The organism is Microcoleus sp. S13_C3, assembly GCF_036700905.1.
GTDB lineage: Bacteria > Cyanobacteriota > Cyanobacteriia > Cyanobacteriales > Microcoleaceae > Microcoleus.
Genome location: NZ_JAUBPT010000014.1, coordinates 37,722 through 59,077, shown reverse-complemented (window position 1 = coordinate 59,077; position 21,356 = coordinate 37,722). Strand labels below are relative to the sequence as shown.

The 21,356-nt window shown below is 44.1% G+C and carries 18 protein-coding genes; 8 read left to right on the top strand and 10 right to left on the bottom strand.

Annotated features, from left to right (window positions below):
• Positions 1-17 precede the first annotated feature (17 nt).
• Both QUA16_RS06400 and QUA16_RS06395 read right to left on the bottom strand, forming a co-directional pair.
• Positions 18-1,601 (bottom strand): chloride channel protein, encoded by a 1,584-nt coding sequence (locus QUA16_RS06400; RefSeq protein ID WP_333102295.1) that lies wholly within the window; start codon positions 1,599-1,601, stop codon positions 18-20.
• 411 nt (positions 1,602-2,012) lie between these two features.
• A complete protein-coding gene (locus tag QUA16_RS06395; RefSeq protein WP_333102297.1) occupies positions 2,013-3,446 on the bottom strand; it encodes a hypothetical protein in 1,434 nt (477 codons plus the stop codon).
• 73 nt (positions 3,447-3,519) lie between these two features.
• Here QUA16_RS06395 and QUA16_RS06390 point away from each other — a divergent pair, with 73 nt between their 5' ends.
• Positions 3,520-4,134, top strand: a complete 615-nt coding sequence (locus QUA16_RS06390) for a pentapeptide repeat-containing protein (protein WP_333102298.1) — start codon at positions 3,520-3,522, stop codon at positions 4,132-4,134.
• 322 nt (positions 4,135-4,456) lie between these two features.
• On the opposite strand, the gene QUA16_RS06385 is transcribed toward QUA16_RS06390, so the two are convergent.
• From QUA16_RS06385 to QUA16_RS06370, 4 genes are all read right to left on the bottom strand, one after another.
• Positions 4,457-4,711, bottom strand: coding sequence for a hypothetical protein (locus tag QUA16_RS06385; RefSeq protein ID WP_333102299.1), 255 nt, complete (start codon positions 4,709-4,711; stop codon positions 4,457-4,459).
• 27 nt (positions 4,712-4,738) lie between these two features.
• Positions 4,739-5,566, bottom strand: coding sequence for an N-acetylmuramoyl-L-alanine amidase (locus QUA16_RS06380; protein ID WP_333102301.1), 828 nt, complete (start codon positions 5,564-5,566; stop codon positions 4,739-4,741).
• A gap of 65 nt (positions 5,567-5,631) precedes the next feature.
• Positions 5,632-6,510, bottom strand: a complete 879-nt coding sequence (locus QUA16_RS06375; RefSeq protein ID WP_333102302.1) for a peptidoglycan-binding protein — start codon at positions 6,508-6,510, stop codon at positions 5,632-5,634.
• Positions 6,511-6,666: 156 nt separating this feature from the next.
• Positions 6,667-7,257, bottom strand: coding sequence for a C39 family peptidase (locus tag QUA16_RS06370; protein ID WP_333102303.1), 591 nt, complete (start codon positions 7,255-7,257; stop codon positions 6,667-6,669).
• A gap of 225 nt (positions 7,258-7,482) precedes the next feature.
• Here QUA16_RS06370 and QUA16_RS06365 point away from each other — a divergent pair, with 225 nt between their 5' ends.
• From QUA16_RS06365 to QUA16_RS06345, 5 genes are all read left to right on the top strand, one after another.
• Positions 7,483-9,153: an NB-ARC domain-containing protein gene (locus QUA16_RS06365; protein WP_333102304.1), complete on the top strand. Its 1,671-nt coding sequence runs from the start codon at positions 7,483-7,485 to the stop codon at positions 9,151-9,153.
• Between the two features lie 84 nt (positions 9,154-9,237).
• A complete protein-coding gene (locus tag QUA16_RS06360) occupies positions 9,238-10,842 on the top strand; it encodes a serine/threonine-protein kinase (protein WP_333102305.1) in 1,605 nt (534 codons plus the stop codon).
• A gap of 122 nt (positions 10,843-10,964) precedes the next feature.
• A complete protein-coding gene (locus QUA16_RS06355; protein WP_333102308.1) occupies positions 10,965-11,954 on the top strand; it encodes a tetratricopeptide repeat protein in 990 nt (329 codons plus the stop codon).
• An 83-nt stretch (positions 11,955-12,037) separates the two neighbouring features.
• Entirely contained in the window at positions 12,038-12,583 is a 546-nt protein-coding gene (locus tag QUA16_RS06350) for a tetratricopeptide repeat protein (RefSeq protein WP_333102309.1), read from the top strand.
• 247 nt (positions 12,584-12,830) lie between these two features.
• On the top strand, positions 12,831-15,524 hold the full coding sequence (locus tag QUA16_RS06345) for a tetratricopeptide repeat protein (protein ID WP_333102310.1): 2,694 nt from the start codon (positions 12,831-12,833) through the stop codon (positions 15,522-15,524).
• A gap of 88 nt (positions 15,525-15,612) precedes the next feature.
• Here QUA16_RS06345 and QUA16_RS06340 read toward each other — a convergent pair whose 3' ends face one another.
• Together QUA16_RS06340 and QUA16_RS06335 are read right to left on the bottom strand one after the other, a co-directional pair.
• Positions 15,613-16,128: an isoprenylcysteine carboxylmethyltransferase family protein gene (locus QUA16_RS06340; protein WP_333102311.1), complete on the bottom strand. Its 516-nt coding sequence runs from the start codon at positions 16,126-16,128 to the stop codon at positions 15,613-15,615.
• Positions 16,129-16,291: 163 nt separating this feature from the next.
• Positions 16,292-17,236: an aldo/keto reductase gene (locus QUA16_RS06335; protein ID WP_333102355.1), complete on the bottom strand. Its 945-nt coding sequence runs from the start codon at positions 17,234-17,236 to the stop codon at positions 16,292-16,294.
• A gap of 150 nt (positions 17,237-17,386) precedes the next feature.
• On the opposite strand from QUA16_RS06335, the gene QUA16_RS06330 reads away from it, so the two are divergent.
• Both QUA16_RS06330 and QUA16_RS06325 read left to right on the top strand, forming a co-directional pair.
• Positions 17,387-18,820 (top strand): BCD family MFS transporter, encoded by a 1,434-nt coding sequence (locus QUA16_RS06330; protein ID WP_333102312.1) that lies wholly within the window; start codon positions 17,387-17,389, stop codon positions 18,818-18,820.
• 214 nt (positions 18,821-19,034) lie between these two features.
• Complete coding sequence (locus QUA16_RS06325) at positions 19,035-19,868, top strand: inositol monophosphatase family protein (RefSeq protein ID WP_333102313.1); 834 nt, start codon at positions 19,035-19,037, stop codon at positions 19,866-19,868.
• A 426-nt stretch (positions 19,869-20,294) separates the two neighbouring features.
• On the opposite strand, the gene QUA16_RS06320 is transcribed toward QUA16_RS06325, so the two are convergent.
• A complete protein-coding gene (locus QUA16_RS06320; protein ID WP_333102314.1) occupies positions 20,295-20,864 on the bottom strand; it encodes a PIN domain-containing protein in 570 nt (189 codons plus the stop codon).
• Between the two features lie 3 nt (positions 20,865-20,867).
• Entirely contained in the window at positions 20,868-21,338 is a 471-nt protein-coding gene (locus QUA16_RS06315) for an excisionase family DNA-binding protein (protein ID WP_333102315.1), read from the bottom strand.
• Between the last annotated feature and the right edge of the window lie 18 nt (positions 21,339-21,356).

Sequence of the window (21,356 nt, the reverse complement as noted above, 5' to 3'; positions counted from 1 at the left end):
ACGGGATTTGATCTCGGTCAAACTGCTGATTTTGTTTCAGGTAATGGTTTGACATTTTCCGGCAAATGTGCATTGGCGATCGCCAGCACAGGCTCATCGTCCCTGTGTTCGCCGTCGGGGGGAATTGGGCAAGAAATCAGTTCTGTGACGATGCGATCGCCCAGAACATCTTCCCAATCTTGCAACTGTTCTCTGGCTTTGATCGGTGTATTGACAGCCACGTCTACGCCCATTTGCTGAAGGTTGAGGCTGTGAGCTGTCGATCGGCGGTTGACCCACTCCACCAGCCAAACGCTCAATCCGACTGCTGCCATCAAAGGCAAGACAATCCGATAATCGCGGGTTAATTCAAACATCAACAGGATGGCTGTCAGCGGTGCTCTGGCGCTGCCGGCGAGGACGGCGGCCATTCCCACCATTGCGTAGGCGGCAGGGCCAGCGACTCGATCGCTCATTGCCGGCAGCATTTCCAAAAAGAGGCCGTAAGCCGAACCGAGGGAAGCTCCCAAAAACATCGCCGGAGCGAAGATGCCGCCCACTAAACCGCTGCCGAGGCTGATTGCGGTCATCGCCAGTTTGACAAACAGCAGCAGCAGTAGCAAAGGCAAGGAAAATTTAACATCTTGGAGCATTGCTTGGACTGTTTCGTAGCCGACACCCAAAATTTGAGGCAATTGCAGGGCGACTAAGCCGACTCCTGCCCCGCCGATGATCGGGTGAAGTGGCCGGGGCAGTCGTCCGAGCCAAGCAAATCCTCGGACTTTTCCTTGAAAACAGCCCTCGGCCAATTGAATTGCTTCTGTGTAGGCTAGAGACACTCCGCTCGCTAAAATTCCCAATCCCATGTACAGAGGCAGTTCTAGGGGGCTGCGGACATCGTAGACTGGCAAAGAAAAGGCCGGCTGAGCTCCCAAGCAGATTTGAGCGATGAGCGCCGAAACTACGGCGGAGAGCAAGACAACGCTGACTGACGAAGTGGCGAAGGTGCTGCCGAGCACGACTTCTAAGGCAAAGAACACTCCGGCGATGGGAGAGTTAAACCCGGCGGATAAACCTGCTGCTGCTCCGGCGCCCAGGAGCAAGCGCTGCCGTTCTGGGGAGAGCTGCAAAACTTGAGCCAGCAGCATTCCGAAGTTGGCGCCGATTTCGACGCTGGGGGCTTCCGGGCCGAGGGAGGCGCCGGTGCCGAGGGAAACTGAGGCTGCCACCATTTTGGTGATGGGTTTGAGGGGGGAGAGTTCTTGCAGGCCGCGGGTGGCTGCAATTAAGGAAGACATATTCGGGCCAAAGTCCCGAAATCGCCACCGCATCAGCCCGATGATGACTCCGCCGAGGGTGGGAATGCAGGCTAGCGTCCAAGAGCCTTTCGAGGCGATCGCCCCCATGAAGTCTTCCAGCATCAGGGTGTGGATGAAGTGGATGAGGTAGTGAAACGTGACGACGCCTGCGCCCGTAACTCCCCCGATGACTAGGGAGAGGATGAGCAGGAGGGTTTCTGGACTGGGGTGCAGGCGGTTGAATAGCGGGCTTAGGCGGGAGGCTTGGGGAGTTGCTGCGGTTGGCCCGGGTGGCGGCAGATCCACAGGAGGGATGGCTCTCATTTAGCGGTTAATTCTTCGGTGAGAAGTTATATAATATTACAATTTATTTCTTATTTTCATTTTGAGTGATTTTAGGGGAATTGACAACTTATATTAAGGCGTATTTTAGGGTAAATTTTTTTGGCTGGCCGCTGGGGTGGAATGACTGATTCTGAGGAGCGGCGGATTTGGCGTGATTGTATGCTCAGTTACATTCAAACTTAGATACACTCTCGCGATAATCCTAATTAACTATATTTAGAGTTTTGGCGCTTAGGTCGATCGCATCACTGAACTCGCAATATCATATAACTCAGTAAAAAACAACTTTCAAATTAAAGAATTGGCGCTTGGAGATTTTACCTAACAACCACAAATCTCAAACCAGAAATCTCAAATCTCCAATTTTAAATCCCTTGCTCGCGCATACTATCACATCGGTTGTTGAGTGGGCGGAATTTTTGGCCGGGGTTTGGCGATCGACATTAGCGGATCGCCGATGGTGGCGACTTTCCAGGGTGGGGATTCTAGCTGGCGTGCTGCGATTAAAAAGGGTGCTCCTCGCTTTAGGCGATCGACCATTAATTTAGGTGGAATAAATGCCGATAAAAAAGGTTCGTTGACGCTGCCAATATATGCGTAAGCACCATTCTCTAGCCACCTTCCGGCAACGGTGTTTGTGTCATCGGGGGCTGCTGCTGACCAACTGTGGATCATGTGGATTGCGGCAGGAAATTGAAGTTTTGGTATATCTTCAACTGAAGCGTCGCCGTTGCCGACTTGGAAGGATTTTGGATAGCCTTTGGAATTCATTAATATTAAGTCAAATGTCCACGGTTTTGAGGCTAAACTCCTCCACTTTTCCAGGCTAGATTCTGGTTGCTGCACTACTTGGACATTTAAACCTATGGTTTTTAGTCCGCTAGCTGCTTCCTCCATTTCATATTTTGCCCAATTTCCTTCCTTGGGGTAACTGTCATAAAGCATGGCTGTTTGGCTGTCGAGAAATATGGCACACATGGCTTGATAGATCGATCGCACCTCGGAACCGTAAATCCAGCCAACAGCCGCCCAGCGTTCGCCGTTGGGGTGCCTTCCCAAACCGTCGGTAACGGCTAGTTGTTCGTCGGGTTTTTCAGGAGATTGATATTTGACTGCTAGTTGGCGTACAATGGTTATTGTGTCGATCTGGTCTGCGAGTTGAGAATAAAAAAATCCGGTTGATTCGACAGCTTTTGTAACTGCTAGTTGCAGAGTGTTCCACTGTGTGTTATTGAGGGTATCGTTGGGTTTGCCGAAGTTGCCTTCTAGAAATACTAAAGGTTGGCCGTGAACGGCTGCTAAGGCAACTGCTGCTGAGCGTGCGGGGTCATTTTCTGATGAGATTACTACTCCTGGGGGTTCCCAGCCGAGTTGCTTCCATTTTGCTTTTAAGGTTTGAGTATCCGTGGCATTCCAGGCTGCTGCTGTGGCGTTCAGCATTAATTGCTGGAGTTTTTGATTTTTTGGCAGTTGCTGTTTGATGCTTGGCAAACGGACTATTTCTTCGGGTTGAAAGCGCTGCAAAAACATGGGCGCATATTTTTTGTCTTCGATGAGAATAGGCCAGTTTCCTTTGAGATTCCATTTTTGGATGGCTGCTAAGAATGTCGCTTCGTCGGGTACTAAAACTACGCGGTTGACTGTTGGTATGTTGGATCGGAGGATGGCTGATCGGAGGCCTGTTTGAATTGGCCAGGGTTCTTGTTTGGCTGAGGCGGGAAGTTGAAAGGGTTTTGTGAAAAGGCGATCGCATCCGACACCGATTATTGCTAAGCTTACAATAAGTGTGATCGTCAGGAATTTAAATTTTAACTGTTTTTTCATAGGGGCAGGGGAAGGAAGGAACTAGGTTATACATACGAACCATTATCGAAATATTTTTAGGGGCTGCAAGCGGATGTTTCGAGGCGGGGGACAAAGGAAAATTGTAAGTGCGATCGGGCTGGCAACTTTTAGTATTATTGCCTTAGCAACTACAGGTTTAATAATTTTCGCAGCGAACCGTTCGTCAGTCAAGCATCAAGTCCGGCAATTGCTGACAGTGAGGGAATGTCAAGGTTGCAATCTTTCCGGGGCAAATTTGAGCGAAGTTTTTCTGGAAGGCGTCAATTTAGAAAAAGCCAACCTGAAAGATGCCAATTTGTGGAGCGCGCATTTGGTAAACGCTAACTTGAAACAGGCAAATTTGGCTGGGGTTTACCTGATAAGCAGCAATTTGGCAGGGGCAAATTTGGAGGGAAGCAATTTAGAAAATGCGTTTTTAGAGGATGCTTATTTGGGAGGGAGTAACTTAAAAAATGCGAATTTAACAGGAGCTTTTATGAAAGGTATTTTTCTTGTTAATGCTGACTTGGATGGGGCGAATTTGGAGGGGGCTAATCTGTGGATGGCTAATCGGGAAAGTGCTAATTTGAAGGGTGCTAATCTGAGAAATGCTGTGCTGTTGGATACTAATTTGGCAGGGGCGAATTTAAAGGGTGCGGTGATGCCTGATGGTACGCGGCAGGAATGAAAGTCAGTTGATAGTTGTCAGTTGATAGTTGATAGTTGATAGTTGACTCCGAAAGCAGTCATTAGTCAGTAGTCATTAGTCATTAGTCATTAGTCAGAGGAAAGAGCGATCGCACCTGCAACCTTCATTTCTGGTTATTTGGTGAGGAGATGAAGGGGTGAGGTGCGATCGCTACTCTAATAGCTAGTGGCTATCGGGCTGATGGAGCAAATAAGGTCGTTGAGAGAGATGAGAGGTTAAAAATACAGAGTTTCGAGCATTAGCAACAACAAATTTTACCATCACGTCGGCTGCTTTCATCATCCATCTAACTCAACTTGATTTACACACGTTCTGCAAATTTTTGAACAGCTTTTGGCGCGAAAGCAGCAACTAAAAAAGCAGTTGTAATGTATTTACCCTCAGAATCTTTGCTAGTTATTGTTATTGCACCAAACACAATCGCTGCAATCAGCGCAATAAAACTCATGGCTCGCATTGTCGAGTATTTCCCATTATCTTCCTGGAATAATTCGGCAAGCTCTTTTCCATGTTCTGAAGAATTTGGTTGAGTCTCAACTATAGAAGAATGTGTCATTTGATTAACCTCCTAAATGATTAAAGCTTAACTAACTCCTAACTTAGTTCGAGTGTGGCTACCAACTCTTCCATCATCTTCAAGTCCAACAGAACGCTGGAAAGCTTTTACAGCCGTTTGTGTATTTTCACCAAATACACCATCAACTGCTCCTGGATTAAATCCCCGATCGCGCAATCGCTGTTGGAGTTTTATAACGGCTGAACCTGTTGAACCCAAGCGTAGAGTCACAAATGGCGACTCATTTTCTAGCTGTTCGGGAGTGAATTGCATACCTAGCTTATCAGCAACTTGTTTTCTCAAACTGGGAAGTTGACCGTACAGCAAATCACCCGGACAATCAGTATTGCTGAAATCTCTGTGTCCCTTGATATTGAGCGGACTAATATTGCAAGAATCGCATAATGACACACAAAGTTCTACAAGGCTCTCCCATTGCTTTTCACTCATTTGGAAAGTCATGAAATTCCCTTCATTTTCAATACCAGGAGATTGATTGCCGGTGGCTAATTTTCCTGGATCTTGCGCTGCGTGGGCTGACTGAATGCAAAACCCTTTTTTCACAGCATCTAAAGAACCGTGCCTGCCTTCTAAAATAAACCCTCCGGTTGTATTTAAGAAGTTGTGTCCTGAGTCCGACCAATCATTATCATCCATGTGAAAGTTTTGAATGTTTCGCGCTAACTGAATTGCTCCTTCAAGTGTGCCTCTTGAGGCATCGTTGGGAGGGTTTTGGTTGTTTGTATGATGGACAATTACATAGCGAGGAATAGTCCTTTGAAAAGGAAATGTTCCAGATTTTGGCGGTCTGGCTCCCCACGCTGCTGCTGTTACAACTTTTGCTGTAAATGACATAAAAAATGACTCCGAATTGTTTAATTTGTAGGTGGAAGTTACCCCACGGAGGGGGCAACTTCTGTTTAGGCTATGGCTTTGAAGTAATGCTCAGCGATCTGCGCGATGAGATCGGCCTTGTCCCGTCCATTCACTATTGTTCTGGCGTTGAAGAAATCGCGCAGATTGCCAACAATGAAATCACTCAAACCTACACCCGTAAAGCTACCATCGCGCATTCCCCGAACTAGAATCATGGCAGCGATTTCAGGGAGAGCGGCTTTTTCTGGATTATCTATCAAATTAATTCCGAGTTGTTCACTCCAAATTTGATAGTTACGACGACCTGTAATTTGGACAAAACCTCTTCCTTTGAAGCGAGGGCCATCACCGGGTTCAGTGTTTCCTAGATCTTCGCGATTTTCATAATCCCACCCATCAGCTAATTCCATCATGAAGCGTCCAAAATGGGATTCATGTTCAGCCGTTGCAAAAACATAGGCAATTTGCCCCCGATCGATGACACCATTATCGAGACATTGATTGAGGACAATAGGCAAATTTTTCTTAGCAAAGGGGCGAATTTCGGATAGGCATTGAGCAATATCTAAAATATTATCAACGCTGGAGAAACCACCTGGCATATCCCAAATCTTGGGTTTGCGAGTAACTATTGCGATTTCTTCTGGCTTCACCTTCAGCAACTCGGCCCAGGTATTGCGATCGACTTTTCCAGTAACTTGTAGTCCGCCGGGGACAAATTGGCTTTTATTAGCAGGGCGCATCCGTTGAAATTGTTCCACTGCTGCTTTTGTGACAGACCCAAAAAGTCCGTCAATTTTGGCATCTTTGGGTAATAATCCCCAATCTTTCAAGCGCCTTTGCAGGATTTCTACCTCGTCAATCAGGTGAGGGCTATCAATAATCCCGTCATTGATTTGTAACTCGACTTTTTTAATGGTCATATTCAGTTCTCCAAGTAGTAATGATGTTTGTAGTAAGGACTGAGCGTCCTTTCTTACAGATTTGGGAAAAATGCGGACTAAAGTCCTCACTACAAACCTTTTTTATGGGCGATTCATCCGAGGCGATATCAATCGCCAACCAGTAAATTTTGAGAGTTATTTCGAGATGCGATGCAGCCACATTGTTGCAGTAGATTCGCTCTTGCTACTGTCCCAAGTGTCATAAAAAGATAAAGCTTCACGCAAACTAGAGGCATTGCCAGCGGAGGATATCAATTTACGACTGTATAACTTGTTTTCGCCCTTGTTATCTGGTGAAAATGGGGAATTTTTCCGATAGCCTGCATAGAACCATTCTCCGGCTGGATCGTTCACAAAAAAGTCACCCTTGTCGTTATAACCGCGAATAACTAGAATGTGACCCGATCCTGTCCAATAGCCATGCAATATACATATCTCACCCGAATCGAGAGAGCGAGTGATGTCTGAAATACTCCCCTTGAAGGTCAAATTATCTCTCAACCCTAAACCTTCTAACAATCTTTTGATGCCATCGGGAGCACTGTGATCTATTCCCAGCAGATCGAAACGTTTTTTAACATCATCTTCGTACTGTGCAAAGGGACCTAAATCTGCAACTTGAAAGTATTTCAGACACATTGCCGAACTTGTAGCACCGCAAGTGCGCCAGGGTTCAATATCGTTATCTTCTTGACTGAAATACGGAACGTTATGATTGACAGCCATAATTTACCTCAAGGTAAGTGTTGTAAACGATTGATTTGGCTTCAGACCATTTGTTTGAGCTGATATTTATACAGTAGCGAGTTGTTAGTGTACGGTCGATATAGATCACCTAAGTTGTTAAAGTTCAATCCAAAAACAAAAAAACTGAGGCAACCTCAGTTTAAATAAGTAAACATCAGTAAACATCAGGTTATACTCAAGATGTAATTAAAAAGTTTTAACGTTATGAATTTTGAAGAAGCGCTGAAACTCGCAGATACCGCCGTATTAGCCAAAACAAACAGACACTTAAAAGATATAGAAGTAATAATTCTGAGGGGATCTTGGGAAGGTCATGAGTATCATAAGATTGCAGAGGCTTACGGATATGCTGCCGAATACCTGATGCAAGATGTGGGTCCCAAGTTATGGAATCTGCTTTCGGAAGCTTTAGGGGAAAGAGTCAGTAAAAGAAACTTTCGATCGGCATTGGAAAGGCGATCGCACTTGCAGTCAGAGATAGCCGCACAGCCAATTGCACCAGAAATAGCGGAACAATTGGTCAACATCGAGGATTTTGGCGATGTTTCAGGAGTTACAAGCACTCCTTTATGCCAAGATTGGGGTGAAGCGCCGGAAGTCTCAAATTTTTTCGGCCGCGCCACAGAATTAAATACCCTCAGTCAATGGGTACTCCGCGATCGCTGTCGCTTGGTGGCGCTGTTGGGTATGGGAGGTATTGGTAAAACGGCTTTGACTGCTAAACTGGGAGAACAACTTCAGGGTGAATTTGAATATCTAATTTGGCGCAGCCTCCGTCATGCACCTCCCTTGCTGACAATCTTGACTGAGTTGAACTCATTTGCCAGCAGTTCCCCAGAAACGCAACTGCCAACTACTATAGGCGAGCAAATTTCTTCCCTAATCAAAAGTTTGCGCGATCGCCGTTGTTTGCTAATCCTAGATGATTGGGAAATGATTTTGCGAAGTGGAGACATTGCTGGGTATTACGGAGATGGTTATGAAGGGTACGGTCAACTATTGAGGCGAATCTCAGAAGAAAGGCATCAAAGCTGCTTGCTACTTTTATCGCGAGAAAAGCCTGTAGAGGTCGCATCTTTAGCAGGCGAAACCTTACCTGTACGTGCATTACAAGTTAAAGGCTTAAAACCAACAGATGCAAAAATGCTTTTGGCATCCATTGGCTTTTCTGCCTCAGAAAACGGCTTAGATGAACTGATACAAATATACCGAGGTCATCCGGCTGCACTGAAAATTACTGCTACCACAATTCAAGAGTTGTTTAATGGAAATATTAGTCAATTTATGGGTCAAAGCTCCTTAGTTATTGGCGATATTTTTGCCAATCTACTTAACGAACATTTTCAGCGGTTATCGGATTTAGGAAAAGCTGTCATGTACTGGCTGGCGATCGAACAGCAGCCGATTTCCTGGAACCAACTGAAAGCAAAATTATCAGCAGCCGTTTCTAGTTCAGAATTACTAACAGTATTAGAATCCTTGGTAAGGCGTTCGTTAATCGAAAAAGAGCTTTCTCCCTCTAGTGCTGAAGCAAAATTCACTCTCGAACCCGTGATGATGAAATATCTCACCCATAATTCGATCGAACAAATATGCCAAAATATTCTCGAAGCAATGGAAGCGCAATCCACCGACAAGCTAGGTTTAATCGGAAGTCATGCTTTCGAGCGATCGCCCGAACTCAAGGACACTAAAATTACTCAGCTACACCCGATCTTAACCAAAGTTAGAGAACGCTTAGATTTAACTCGAATAAATAATAATTATCAAATGCAGCTAAAAGAACTTTTGTCAAAAGTGCGCGAGTGTCCTTCCCCAAAGCTTCAATATGCAGAGAAAAATTTTCTAAAACTGCTAGGAGAAACTGAAATATAGAGTGGGGAGGGCGGGTTTATGTAACCGATATGCAAGCTTGAAATCAGTTGGCGAACCCGCCCCTACAGGTTCTTAAGAGGTTCTATGATTCCAAATAACTTAATTCATCCAGGATTCATATTGCAAGGTCGCTACCAAGTTATCGATCGCATTGGTGGCGGTGGCTTTGGCGATATTTTTGAAGTAGACGATGGTGGCATTATCAAAGTATTAAAAGTTTTGAATTTAGATAACTTTAATAACCCAGATATTAAGCAAAAAGCCACCATTTTATTTCAGCGAGAAGCAGAGTTCTTAATGAGCCAAAGGCATCCTGGCATTCCTCATGTAGAAAAAGACGGATATTTTAATTGGCCTGAAGGTAGTAGCAAACCGTTACCATGTTTGGTAATGGAGAAAATACCGGGGCAAAATTTACAAGAGTGGATGTTAGCAAGAGCGAATCAACCAATAAATACAGAAACAGCCATTGAGTGGTTGACACAACTCACACAAATTCTCAATTTACTGCACGATCAGCAGTATTTTCACCGAGATATTAAACCGTCCAATATCATGTTAAAACCGGATGGGAAATTGGTATTAGTTGATTTTGGTGCGGTGCGAGAAGTAACAGAAACTTACTTGCGGCAACAAAAAGAAAATTATACGGGAACTGCGATTATTTCTGCTGGCTATACGCCAAGCGAACAAGCAGAGGGTCATGCAGTACCGCAATCTGATTTCTTTGCTTTAGGACGTAGTTTTGTTTATTTACTGACAGGAAAAGTGCCCATCGATTTACCTAAAAATCCTGACAATGGTGAATTGATATGGCGAGATAAAGCAACGCAACTTTCACCGCATCTGGCAAATTTGCTTGACCAAATGATGGCGATTTTCCCCGGAAAGCGACCGCAAAGTTGCCAGGAAATATTGCAGATTTTGGCAGGGGGAAACTCGCGATCGCACTTGGAAAGCTTGGCGAAACCCTTGCCAGAAATTAATTACTCGATCGAGCGACGTAAAACGAATCCGAACGCAGATAAGCTAAGTTTTAACTGGGTAGGTAAACTAGCTCTAGCTAGCTTGTTTTTGGTAGGTGGTTGGTGGACTTTCTCACCCCAAATAGTATATTTTCTTAAGAAAGAAGGTTTTTTAAGTTACAAGAATAAACGTTTAGAGACTGCGGAAATCTCTTATAAAACAGCTCTCTTTTTTAAACCCAATGATGGTCAGACTAACTATAATTTAGGCGTCCTTCATGAAGACAAACAAGAGTACGATCGGGCTCGCGCTGCCTATCAAATTGCTGTCAATGCAGGTTTTAATCAAGCTTTAAATAATTTGGCACGGTTAGAAATTTTAGATAAACAATATACAAAAGCTATACCGCTGTTAGAAAAAGCTTTACCACTTGCTAAAGATCGCAAAATTAAGTATGCCGTTTACAAAAATTTAGGTTGGGCGCAGTTGGAGTTAGGGCGATATGAAGAGGCTAACAATAACCTGACGAAAGCGATTAATATTTCCAGCGATCGCTCTGTTGCTTACTGTTTGCAAGCGGTTCTTTTAGAACGTCAAGGCAATAAACAAGCATCTATATCTAATTGGAAAAAGTGCTATGATAATTTGCAGTCGGAGTCTTCTGAAGAACAGAGATGGATACGGCAAGAATTTAGCAAAAATTTTCAAAATTTAAAGTTATAGCGTATCTCCGATAGTCCGGCAGGGGTTTAAACCCCTGCCTCAAAGCACAAGTCCTCTAAAAGAGGACTAATGAAGATTTCCAAAGTTTATGCGATCGCGAACAATGAAAAATAATTTAGGTCATGAAAAATAATCATCCATCCAAGCTGACACCAATCAATCTCAAAGGCAAAACATTTACTTACTTTGCTATTTTTGGGCTGACGCCTTTAATCCCGATCGTCACAGCGTCAAGAGTTTATCCGATAATTAATGGATTGCATCCTCAAGTTTCAGGTATCCATCGACGGGAAATGCTAGCGATCGACTGTGAGGATTATACTGCCGATCCTCGCGGGCCTCTTGATGTCTTAATTCCTTATATTATCAGTCCCCGACGCACTTTATTGCTGAACGATCGACCGAAATTGCGTTGGAATAAAGTTCCCGGTGTTAATAATTATACTGTTAGTTTAGTGAAGGGCGATCGGGCAATTTGGGAAACAAAAGTTAATGGAAATGAAGTAGTGTATCCGGGAACACCACAACTGGAACCGGGATTTGTGTATTTACTGGTGGTAAAAGCTGAGAACGGCAGGACATCTGAGGAGGAAAAACTGGGCGATCGAAGCTTCCGAATGCTACCAACGACCCAAAAGCAACTGGTGAAAGGGGCGATCGAGCAAATTAACAGTCAAAAAATTGCCGAGAAAACCAAAGCTTTGCAACGTGCTTATTTTTACATCGGTTCGGATTTGAAATCTGAGGCGATCGAGACATTGGAAGCATTGGTAGCAACGGGTTTTCAAGAAGCTATTGCCTATCGCAAGCTAGGCGATTTATACTGGCAAGAAGGGGTGACATTGCTGGCAGAGAGCAATTATCTACAAGCACATAAATTAGCTAGTGCAGCCAAAGACATCGGGGAGCAAGCGCAGTTAGAGGAGGCTTTGGGGGAGTTGTACGGGGCGATCGGCGAAAAGCAAGAAGCACTTCGCTGGTTGACGCAAGCCATAAACAGTCACAAAGCTTTAGGAAATACGCGAAAAGTTAAGGAACTGGAAACGCAGATTGCCAAACTCAAGGCAAGTTTGGCAAAACCGCAACGCTTTGCCGGAGGATTGGGGAGTTAATTTAGAGAAAATTTTGATTTTTTCCGGAGAACAGTTTTTTGTAGTGACTATTTCAAATAGTGAAGTGAGAGGCCATATTAAATATGAGTGCTGAAACATCGGCCAGTCAAATAGCGTTTAACTTATTACAAAAAGCTCGCAATAAGTTTGAAGCCAAGAAATATGATACTGCATTGCAGTATTGCCAAGCTGCATTAGCTATTTATCAAGAAATAGGCGATTCGACAGGAGTCGCATACACTCTAACCAATATTGGCAATATATACAGGAGACAAGCAGTAGAGTCTTACCAAGAGGCTCTATCAACTTTTAGAGAAAACAGTATTAAAATTAGTGAGGAAATAGCAGAAAGCATTAACTCGCCTTTAGAAACTCAATTAGATTGGTATGGTTCAAATAATGGGAATACTGAGATCCTAAAACCTACTGATTTTCGTAGTTACATCGGTGATGGACAAGCATCACGTCGAGGTGATGGAATGGGTGATAGAGGAGCATCACGTGGAGGTAATGAAATGGGTGATGGAGAGGCATCATCTAGCGATGATGGCTCTCCATCACCTGGAGGTGATGGAGAGGCATCATCTAGCGATGGTTCTGTCAATACAAATGGTGAAGGGCAACGATAATTCAAAATTAGCCAGATCGATAAAAAAACCGTCGAACTTTAAGAATGAAAGAGTCAACATAAATTCTAGTCTCTTTGTGGTTAGCCAACTGCCAAGAGACTATTATTGGTAGGATATAACTGATTTGTATAATATTTGCCTCATGTCTTTTAGCTTTAACTACCTTAGTTTTTTAAATGCTAGTTTGAGCTTTTTGCTGAACTTGCCATTGGAATTATATATACATCCAAATAGGATAATATCTACATTGGTAACACAAAAACTAACTGTTTCACACCGTCATATTGAAGCCGATTTACTATTCGAGGCAGGTCGTAAAAAATCGCGTCACAACAAATATAAAGAAGCATTAGAAATCTACCACCAAGCTTTAGTAATTCGTCGAGAGATTGGCGATATCAAAGGTATTGCAGAGACCACCCGTGCTATAGGAGTTATTCATGCTTATTTGGGTCAATATTCGTTAGCTATTCAGTTATTAGAGCAATCTCTAACTATTTGTCAACAACTAATTAATCAGGAATGTCTGAGGAAAACTATTCATGAAATTGGAAATATTTATTACTGGAAAGGAGAGTTTTATAAAGCATTAGATTTTTATCGGCAAAGCCTTGCAATTAGTCAGAAAATTAATAACATAACTGGTATTGGGAGTATTTTTAATAACATTGGCTTAGTTTACGAGAATTTAAGTCAATACTCTCAAGCACTTAGTTTTTATCAGCAGAGTCTTGCTATTAGCCGTGAACTTAATGATAAGGCAGCTATAGGAAAAACTCTAAATAATATAGGGCTAGTTTACACTGCTCTGGGCGATAATCTCCAAGCACTTGAGTTACACCGGCAAGCTTTAGTCATTCGTAGAGAACTTAACGACAAATCTGGAGAAGGATACAGTCTTCACAATATTGGGTGGGCTTACGAACAGTTAGGAGATTACTCCAAAGCTTTGGAATTTTATCAACAAGCATTAGCTATTCGGAGACAACTCGGCGGAAATGCCACTATAGCGCGTACCCTTAGCAAAGTTGGATCTATTTATTACAGGCGGGAGCAATATTCTCAAGCAATAGACGCGCTTAAACAAGCATTATCAATTTTTCAAGAAGTGGGAGAAAAAGCATGGACGGGAAACACTTTTAATAGCATTGGGAGTGTCTATAAGGATTTAAATCAATTTGACCGAGCGTTAGATTCTTACCAAACAGCTTTAGCAATTATTAGGGAGGTTGGCGATCGCCGAATTGAAGCTCTTATTCTTAGTAACATTGGTGAAGTATTGGCGAAACAAAATCAACCAGAAGTAGCGATCGCCTTTTATAAATTATCCGTTAATGTCACCGAATCAATTCGCAGCGATTTGCGCTCTCTCCCCACCGAACAACAGCGATCGTACACAACAACTGTCGCCGATACTTATCGCCACCTCGCAGATATATTACTGCAACAAGACCGAGTTTTAGAAGCACAACAAGTCCTCGATTTACTCAAAATTCAAGAAATAGAAGATTATCTCCGTTCCGTTCGGGGAAACGAACAAACAGCACAAGGTATTCCCTTAACTCCTCAAGAACAGCAAATCCGAAACAGACACAATGAAATTTTAAATAGAGAGATTCAACTAGGCAGAAAGCTGGCTGAATTAGAAAAAATTACTCCAGCTAATCGCACATCTGAGCAGCAACAAGAAATTGCCAATCTCAGGCAAATGCAGCAGGAAATGCGCGGCACATTCAACGAATTTATTAATTCTCCTGAAATTGTTGCCATTCTCCAACAACTCAGCCCTAGAGTACAAACTGTGAATCTAGCTCAACTTAATATGATGCGGGGAGACGTATTGCAGCGGTTAGAAAAAAAGGCAGTATTGATTCAGCCTTTAATTTTAGAAGACCGTTTAGAATTGGTAATAACAACTGCTGATGCTCCCCCATTTCGACGTACTGTAACAGTTAAAAAGCAAGAGGTAAATCAAGCAATTGTGGAATTCCGCATGGCTTTGGAAGATCCGAAATCCGATGCCACAATTCCTGCTAAGAAACTTTATAATTGGTTAATCAAACCCCTCGAACACGATCTGACTGAAGCACAAGCTAAAAGCATTATTTATGCTCCTGATGGACAGTTACGCTACATTCCCCTAGCAGCTTTATACGACGGCAAACAATGGTTGGGGCAGCGGTTTGTCATTAATAATATTACTGCTATGAGCCTGACAAAATTCAATGTAGAAACTGCAGCTAAACCTCGCATTTTAGCTGGTGCTTTTGCTGCGGGTCGTTATAATATTAAACGGGGGTCTACTCCATTTGGTTTTTCGGGTTTGCCATTTGCGGGGCTAGAAGTGGAAAATTTAGCTGCGATGATGCCAGGAACTACCAAATTAATCGATCGGGAATTCAATCGTGCCACAATGATTCCCCGCTTGCCAGATTATAACATTATTCATTTGGCAACTCATGCTATGTTTGTTACGGGAAAACCCGAAGATTCGTTTATTTTGCTGGGTGATGGGGGTCTAATTACCCTGCCCGATATTCAAACTTTAAACCTACTAAATGTAGACTTGGTAGTATTGAGTGCTTGCCAGACGGGGATAGGTGGTAAACTAGGTAATGGAGAAGAAATTTTAGGTTTTGGCTACCAGATACAGGAAACAGGAGCAAAAGCTGCGATCGCTTCTTTATGGAAAGTAGATGATGGCGGCACTCAAGCTTTGATGGTTGCTTTTTATACGGCGTTGCTGTCGGGAAATAAGAAGGCAGAAGCTTTGCAAAAAGCGCAAATAGCCTTAATTACAGGTGATGATTCAGTGTTGGGTCCATCGGCCAATTTATCAATTTTAGCTCAAACTCGCAGCGGTTTGAAACGGTCAGTGGCCAGTCGTTTGCATCATCCATACTACTGGGCACCGTTTATTCTAATTGGTAATGGTCTTTAGATAGTTGACAGTTGACAGTTGACTGTTAACTGTTGACTGTTGACTGTTGACTGTTGACTGTTGACAGCGAGGTTTTTAGATCGAACTGTTAATAGATTCCGGGAATTAGTTTTTTGACTTTTTGGCGGTACTCTGAATAGTCTGGATATTTTTGGGTTAACCAGGTTTCTTCTCGGTTGGCTTTGATCTCGAAAAGTATTATTAATAGTGCGCTGGCTATTAAGTGGGATATGCTCATTTGAAAAAGTGTCCAGCCGAGGGCTGCTAAAATTAAGCCGCTGTATAATGGATGCCGCACTATTCCGTAAATGCCTGTTTGGACTAATTCTCCGTCTTCTCTGGGATATGGTAAAGGTGTGAGGTTTTTTCCTAAGTCTATTAATCCTTTGATGATTAAAATTAATCCGGTTAAGCCTAGAATACTGGCCCTAAACCAGATAATATAAAGTAAGTGGGTTGATTGAATTTTTAATCCTGGCAGTTGATAAACTGGTAAGATTACAAATCCTGTGAGCAATCCTCCTTGAAGCAAAACTAAATATTCGCCGCGGCTGTTGTTGCGCCAGCCTTCGCGCGTGAAGCCCCAGTCAGTTAAGATTTTCATAGTAAGACAAAGTTCGGCAACGGATTTTGTAACGGATGTAACGGATGCAAGGAAGAAGGAAGAGGTGAGAAGAAAGTGAACTTTAGGTTGGGTAGACTGAAGTAAAACCCAACCTACGGGGAACAGCGAACAGTCAACAGTGAACAGTCAACAATTAACAAATTTATTCTAGCCAGGGACGAGTCATTAGTTCTAGTTGGTTGACTTCATCTTCGCTTAAAGTCCAGCCTAAAGCGCCTGCATTTTCTTGGGCTTGTTTTGCTGTTTTGGCGCCGGGAATGGGAATGATTCCGTTTTGGCATATCAACCAGTTTAGGGCAACTTGGGCGGGCGTGCGATCGCGCTTTCTGCCCATTTTCCGCAGGGTAGACATAACTAATTCAATTTTTTCGAGGCCACTTTTGCTGAAGCGGGAGTCCATTTTGCGGGCTCCTGTAGGTGGTTCTTGGGCTGTGTATTTGTCGGTGAGCAATCCTTGGGCTAAGGGGCTGTACGCTAAAATTGTTACTCCCAATTCGCGGGCTGCACTCACAATTCCTTGTTTTTCTACTTGCCGCGACAGCAAGGAGTACCGGACTTGATTTGTTGCTAGGGGAACGCCTCTTGCTGCTAGTATTTTGTGGGCTTGGCGCATCTGTTCTACTGAATAGTTGCTGACTCCTACTGCTTGAATTCTGCCTTGTTTTACTTCATCGGCTAAGGCGTTCATCAGGGTTTCTTGACTGAGTAAAAAAGTGAATGGCCAGTGCACTTGGTAGAGGGCTATTTGTTCGACTTGCAAGCGTTTTAAGCTGGCACTTAAGGCTTCGGAAACTGATTTTCCTGTAATCCGCCAAGGTACGGGGCCGAATTTGGTGGCTATTTGCACGGGTTGGCTGGTTTTTTTGATAAACTGCCCCAGCAATTCTTCTGACAAGCCGTTACCGTAGACTTCGGCTGTGTCGAAGAAGTTGACTCCGCTGTCTAGGGATGTTTTGAATGCTGCTTCGACTTCGGCGGCGCCGTAGTTGCTGCCGTAGTTCCAAAATAGTTTGTCGCCCCAAGCCCAAGTTCCGACGCACAGGGGAATGACGGCTGGGCCATTTTGTCCTAGGGTAATGGTTGTCACGGTTGGTAAATCCACAGTTATTGATTCTCTTTATTTTTATATGAATTTATACGAATAATCGCGATCGAGCTTCTAGCCGGGGGAGGAAAGGCGGCTGGTGGCGATATCTCAGTTACTATAAGTGCAAATGCTCTGTTTATTTCAATAGTTATGTCGATCGACCGTTTACCAGATTCAAGATTAACAGATTCCGCGACTCCTGCTATCAAGAGAGTTACCCTGCTGACTATGTTCCGGTTGGGTTTGTTTCAGATGGGATTGGGCATGATGTCGATTTTGACCCTGGGGGTGCTCAATCGCGTCATGATTAAAGAGTTGGCGATTCCGGCTACTGTGGTGGCTGGTACGCTGGCTATGCACCAGTTTGTCGCCCCGGCTAGGGTGTGGTTCGGGCAAATGTCTGATGCTAAGCCTTTGTTTGGCCATCACCGCACGGGTTATGTGTGGATGGGCGGGGTTTTGTTTGTGATTTCTGCTTTTTTAGCGGTGCAGGTGATGTGGCGCTTGGGTAGCAGTTTGGAGGCTGTGGGGTGGACGACTCCTACTTACGGTTGGGTGGGTTTGTTGGGTTTGATTTTTGCACTTTACGGTATTGCTATTTGTTCGAGTTCGACTCCTTTTGCTGCTTTGTTGGTGGATGTTTCCGATGAGGAGGATCGATCGAAGTTGATTGGTGTGGTGTGGTCGATGCTGATGGTTGGTATTATTATCGGGGCGATTGTTAGCAGCGGTTTGCTGAAGCAAATTGATGGGGATGTGCCACGGGAAGTGTTGCAGGCTTCGATTAACGGTTTGTTTGTGAAGGTGCCGGCGCTGGTTTTGCTGTTGGTGGGGATTGCAACTTTTGGCGTTGAGAAAAAGTATTCGCGGTACGGGGTTCGATCGTCCGCAGTGAATCGAGAAGATAAAATTACTCTGGGAAGTGCGCTGCGGATTTTGACTGCTAGCCGCCAAACCGGTTTGTTTTTTACTTTCCTGCTGATTATGACAATTTGTTTGTTTATGCAGGATGCGGTTTTGGAACCTTACGGCGGCGAAATTTTTAAGATGCCGATTTCGGAAACTACTCGCTTAAATGCTATTTATGGTACTGGTACTCTGATCGGTTTGAGCGCCACTGGTTTTTTAATTGTGCCGCGCATTGGCAAGCAAAATACGATTAGGTTGGGCTGTTTGTCGGTTGCTGCTTGTTTGGGTTTAATTATTGCATCGGGATTCACAGGAAATCCAATTGTGTTTAAGTCGGCTTTAATGTTTTTTGGTTTTGCTTCGGGTATTACTACGACGGGTGCGCTGAGTTTGATGTTGGATTTGACTGCTGCAGAAACTGCTGGGACTTTTATTGGCGCTTGGGGTTTGTCGCAGGCGATGGCGCGGGGTGTGGCGACGATTAGTGGCGGTGCTATTTTGGATTTGGGCAGAAGTTTGTTTGGGGTGCCGATGTTGGCTTATGGGTTGGTTTTTGCTGTGCCGGCGGTGGGTATGATTCTGGCTGTTTGGCTGTTGGGTAGGGTGGATGTTGGGGAGTTTCAGGATAATGCTAAAAGTGCGATCGCAACTATTCTTGAAAATGAATTAGACTGATAGAAGAAGACCGGGCGGTTGAAACCGCGTCTATACAGACAAAACCCGCCTCCGCGGGTGGAAGAAATTTATCTTCAGTCCGCGGAGGCGGACTTCGTTTTTGTAGACGCGGTTTCAACCGCCGTCTTAATTTTTGTAGACGCGGTTTCAACCGCCGTCTTAGTTTTTGTAGACCTGGTTTCAACCGCCGTCTTATCGTACAAACAAAATACAAATGAAAGATTTTTGGGATTCTATTTTAAGTTTTTCTCAGACTACTGTCAAGACAGTCGGCGAGCAGTTTTTGAAAGATTTCGGTTCTGCACAAGCAGATGAGAAGGATGATGGGAGTTTGGTTACGCAGTCTGATAATTGGGCGGATGCGGAGATTAGAAGTGCGATCTCATCTGCTTTTCCCAGTCACGGGATTTTGAGTGAGGAAGGAGAACACGTTTTCCCAGATAATGAATGGTGTTGGGTTGTCGATCCTTTGGATGCTACAACTAATTTTGCTAGGGGAATTCCGATTTGGGGGATTTCTTTGGGCTTATTGTATCGCGGAACTCCGGTTTTTGGCTGCGTGCATTTGCCGCCGGTGAATCAGTTTTTTCACGGTTTTTATGCAGGGGATTTGGCGGGCCACAACGTATTGGCAAATATGCCTCAAGGTGCGTTTTTGAACAATCGACCGATTTGTCCCACTGCTGATAAAATGAGCGGAAATCATATTTTTAATTTGTGTTCCCGGAGTGTGGGAATCGGGCCTCATCTTCCGAGTAAAATTCGGATGTTGGGCATGGCTAGTTACAATTTTTTGACGGTGGCTTCGGGTGTGGCTATGGGAGGGGTGGAAGCGACTCCGAAAATTTGGGATATTGCGGGGAGTTGGGTAATTGTGAAGGCTGCTGGTGCAGTTTGGTTGCCGCTGGAATCCCAGGGGATTTTTCCGCTGGAAGTGGGGAAGAATTACGGGAGAGTTTCTTATCCGACTTTGGTGATGAATCGGCAGGAGTTGGTGTCGGTGTTTTTGCCGTTTGTCGAGGCTTGGAAGAAGAAAAAAATGGGGTAATTTAGGTGAAGCGAAGCTATGCCGTAGGAAATCGAACAATTATTAAATAAAACTGCAGGGCAGGCGTAACGGAGGAGTCTCCCACGCCTGCCGTGCTGTTTGGAAGAAATATACCGACCGATGACCGATAGTTCAAGTATGCCTACTCTTGTCTATTTCTGGCAATCTGCGATCGGGTGGTTTTATTTTACGTCGATCGGGTGATGCGGTTTCGGTACAATTTGTGGTAATGTTTTCACGAGCTATTATCTCTAGGAAATAAAATTATACCCGTTTTCAAGTAGAGGCATAATGGAAAATACGTTTACTGCGGTCTTGGAAAAAGTAGATGAGCGGTATATTGGCTAGGTCGAAGAGTTAGCCTGGGGGAAGATACAAGAATAAACCTGGGAAGAAACTCGGAAAACTCTGCGGTTTGCGATCGAACTAATCTCGATAGCACAATTCTCGCATCCGATGTGCTGACAGTGGCAGTCCCAATTCTACCAGCGTCTGTAAATACTCGTCAGGCGTTTTTGGCGGATTTTTGAGCCTGATTCTTTGTTTCTCGGCTGCTTTGCATACACCTTCAAACTTTAAGTTGAGAAAGCGTAGGATAAAGTCATCTGGGTGCAGCGGTTCAATATTATATTGTTTGAGATTCTCAGTAGGAAAATCCCTGAGATTGAAAGTAACGATAAAATCCGCGCGAGAATGAATTGCTGCTGCTAGAACGTGCCGATCGCCCGGATCTGGAAGTTCCAAATCTGGTATAATTGGCTCGTAGCCAGTCACCACACAATTTTTAATGCTTGCATTCATCAGATTTTTGGTTCTGGCAAGCCGTTCTAATGTGAGATTTGGATTGTTCAGAAGCACGTTTCTTATCCATTCGCCGTGAATCTCTTCTGTCCACCTCGGCTCAAACACATCACCCACGGCTAATTCCATCAGAAAATCGCGGAGTGCGGCTGAATACAAAACATTAGCATCGCAGACAACTTTTACAATTTCCATGAGTTAGTCGTACAAACCGAGTGCTTCTGATTCTGCGACAAGTTCGTCAAGCAATTTACTTCTTTTGTCATAATCCTGCTTTTTATATTTCATTACATCTTCATAACGTATCCGGCGACAGGTGCGTACCATTTTGTAAGGAATTTCGCCCGAATCTAATAACTGCCACACATACTCGCGGGAGACATTCAGTATGGCCTCAACCTGCCAGATATCGAGTTCCTCAGTAATTGGAATCAGCTTGACAGTATTGCCGCTGCTTGTCTGTTGTAAAATCGCTAACAGCAGTGGCAATGCTGCTGCAGGTATGTCAATTGTCTTTCCCTCTTTTTCGTTTAATATCAATTTGAGGGATTCGCCAGACGGATGATTTTGCAAGTGCGATTCTAAAGCGCGGCTGCTGGTTTTGGCAACCGCTGCTTCTGCGGCTGTCGGCAAAGCAGGTGCTGAGTCGGGATCTCCGGTGAATGTCATGTTAATTTGGGGGTGAGA

Excerpts from the sequence above, each read along its gene's own strand:
- QUA16_RS06355 (WP_333102308.1), top strand. The coding sequence starts at position 10,965 with ATGAAAAATAATCATCCATCCAAGCTGACACCAATCAATCTCAAAGGC.
- QUA16_RS06390 (WP_333102298.1), top strand. The coding sequence starts at position 3,520 with ATGTTTCGAGGCGGGGGACAAAGGAAAATTGTAAGTGCGATCGGGCTG.
- QUA16_RS06360 (WP_333102305.1), top strand. The coding sequence starts at position 9,238 with ATGATTCCAAATAACTTAATTCATCCAGGATTCATATTGCAAGGTCGC.
- QUA16_RS06365 (WP_333102304.1), top strand. The coding sequence starts at position 7,483 with ATGAATTTTGAAGAAGCGCTGAAACTCGCAGATACCGCCGTATTAGCC.
- QUA16_RS06330 (WP_333102312.1), top strand. The coding sequence starts at position 17,387 with ATGTCGATCGACCGTTTACCAGATTCAAGATTAACAGATTCCGCGACT.
- QUA16_RS06320 (WP_333102314.1), bottom strand. The coding sequence starts at position 20,864 with ATGGAAATTGTAAAAGTTGTCTGCGATGCTAATGTTTTGTATTCAGCC.
- QUA16_RS06340 (WP_333102311.1), bottom strand. The coding sequence starts at position 16,128 with ATGAAAATCTTAACTGACTGGGGCTTCACGCGCGAAGGCTGGCGCAAC.
- QUA16_RS06375 (WP_333102302.1), bottom strand. The coding sequence starts at position 6,510 with ATGACCATTAAAAAAGTCGAGTTACAAATCAATGACGGGATTATTGAT.
- QUA16_RS06325 (WP_333102313.1), top strand. The coding sequence starts at position 19,035 with ATGAAAGATTTTTGGGATTCTATTTTAAGTTTTTCTCAGACTACTGTC.
- QUA16_RS06395 (WP_333102297.1), bottom strand. The coding sequence starts at position 3,446 with ATGAAAAAACAGTTAAAATTTAAATTCCTGACGATCACACTTATTGTA.
- QUA16_RS06370 (WP_333102303.1), bottom strand. The coding sequence starts at position 7,257 with ATGGCTGTCAATCATAACGTTCCGTATTTCAGTCAAGAAGATAACGAT.
- QUA16_RS06350 (WP_333102309.1), top strand. The coding sequence starts at position 12,038 with ATGAGTGCTGAAACATCGGCCAGTCAAATAGCGTTTAACTTATTACAA.
- QUA16_RS06380 (WP_333102301.1), bottom strand. The coding sequence starts at position 5,566 with ATGTCATTTACAGCAAAAGTTGTAACAGCAGCAGCGTGGGGAGCCAGA.
- QUA16_RS06315 (WP_333102315.1), bottom strand. The coding sequence starts at position 21,338 with ATGACATTCACCGGAGATCCCGACTCAGCACCTGCTTTGCCGACAGCC.
- QUA16_RS06385 (WP_333102299.1), bottom strand. The coding sequence starts at position 4,711 with ATGACACATTCTTCTATAGTTGAGACTCAACCAAATTCTTCAGAACAT.
- QUA16_RS06400 (WP_333102295.1), bottom strand. The coding sequence starts at position 1,601 with ATGAGAGCCATCCCTCCTGTGGATCTGCCGCCACCCGGGCCAACCGCA.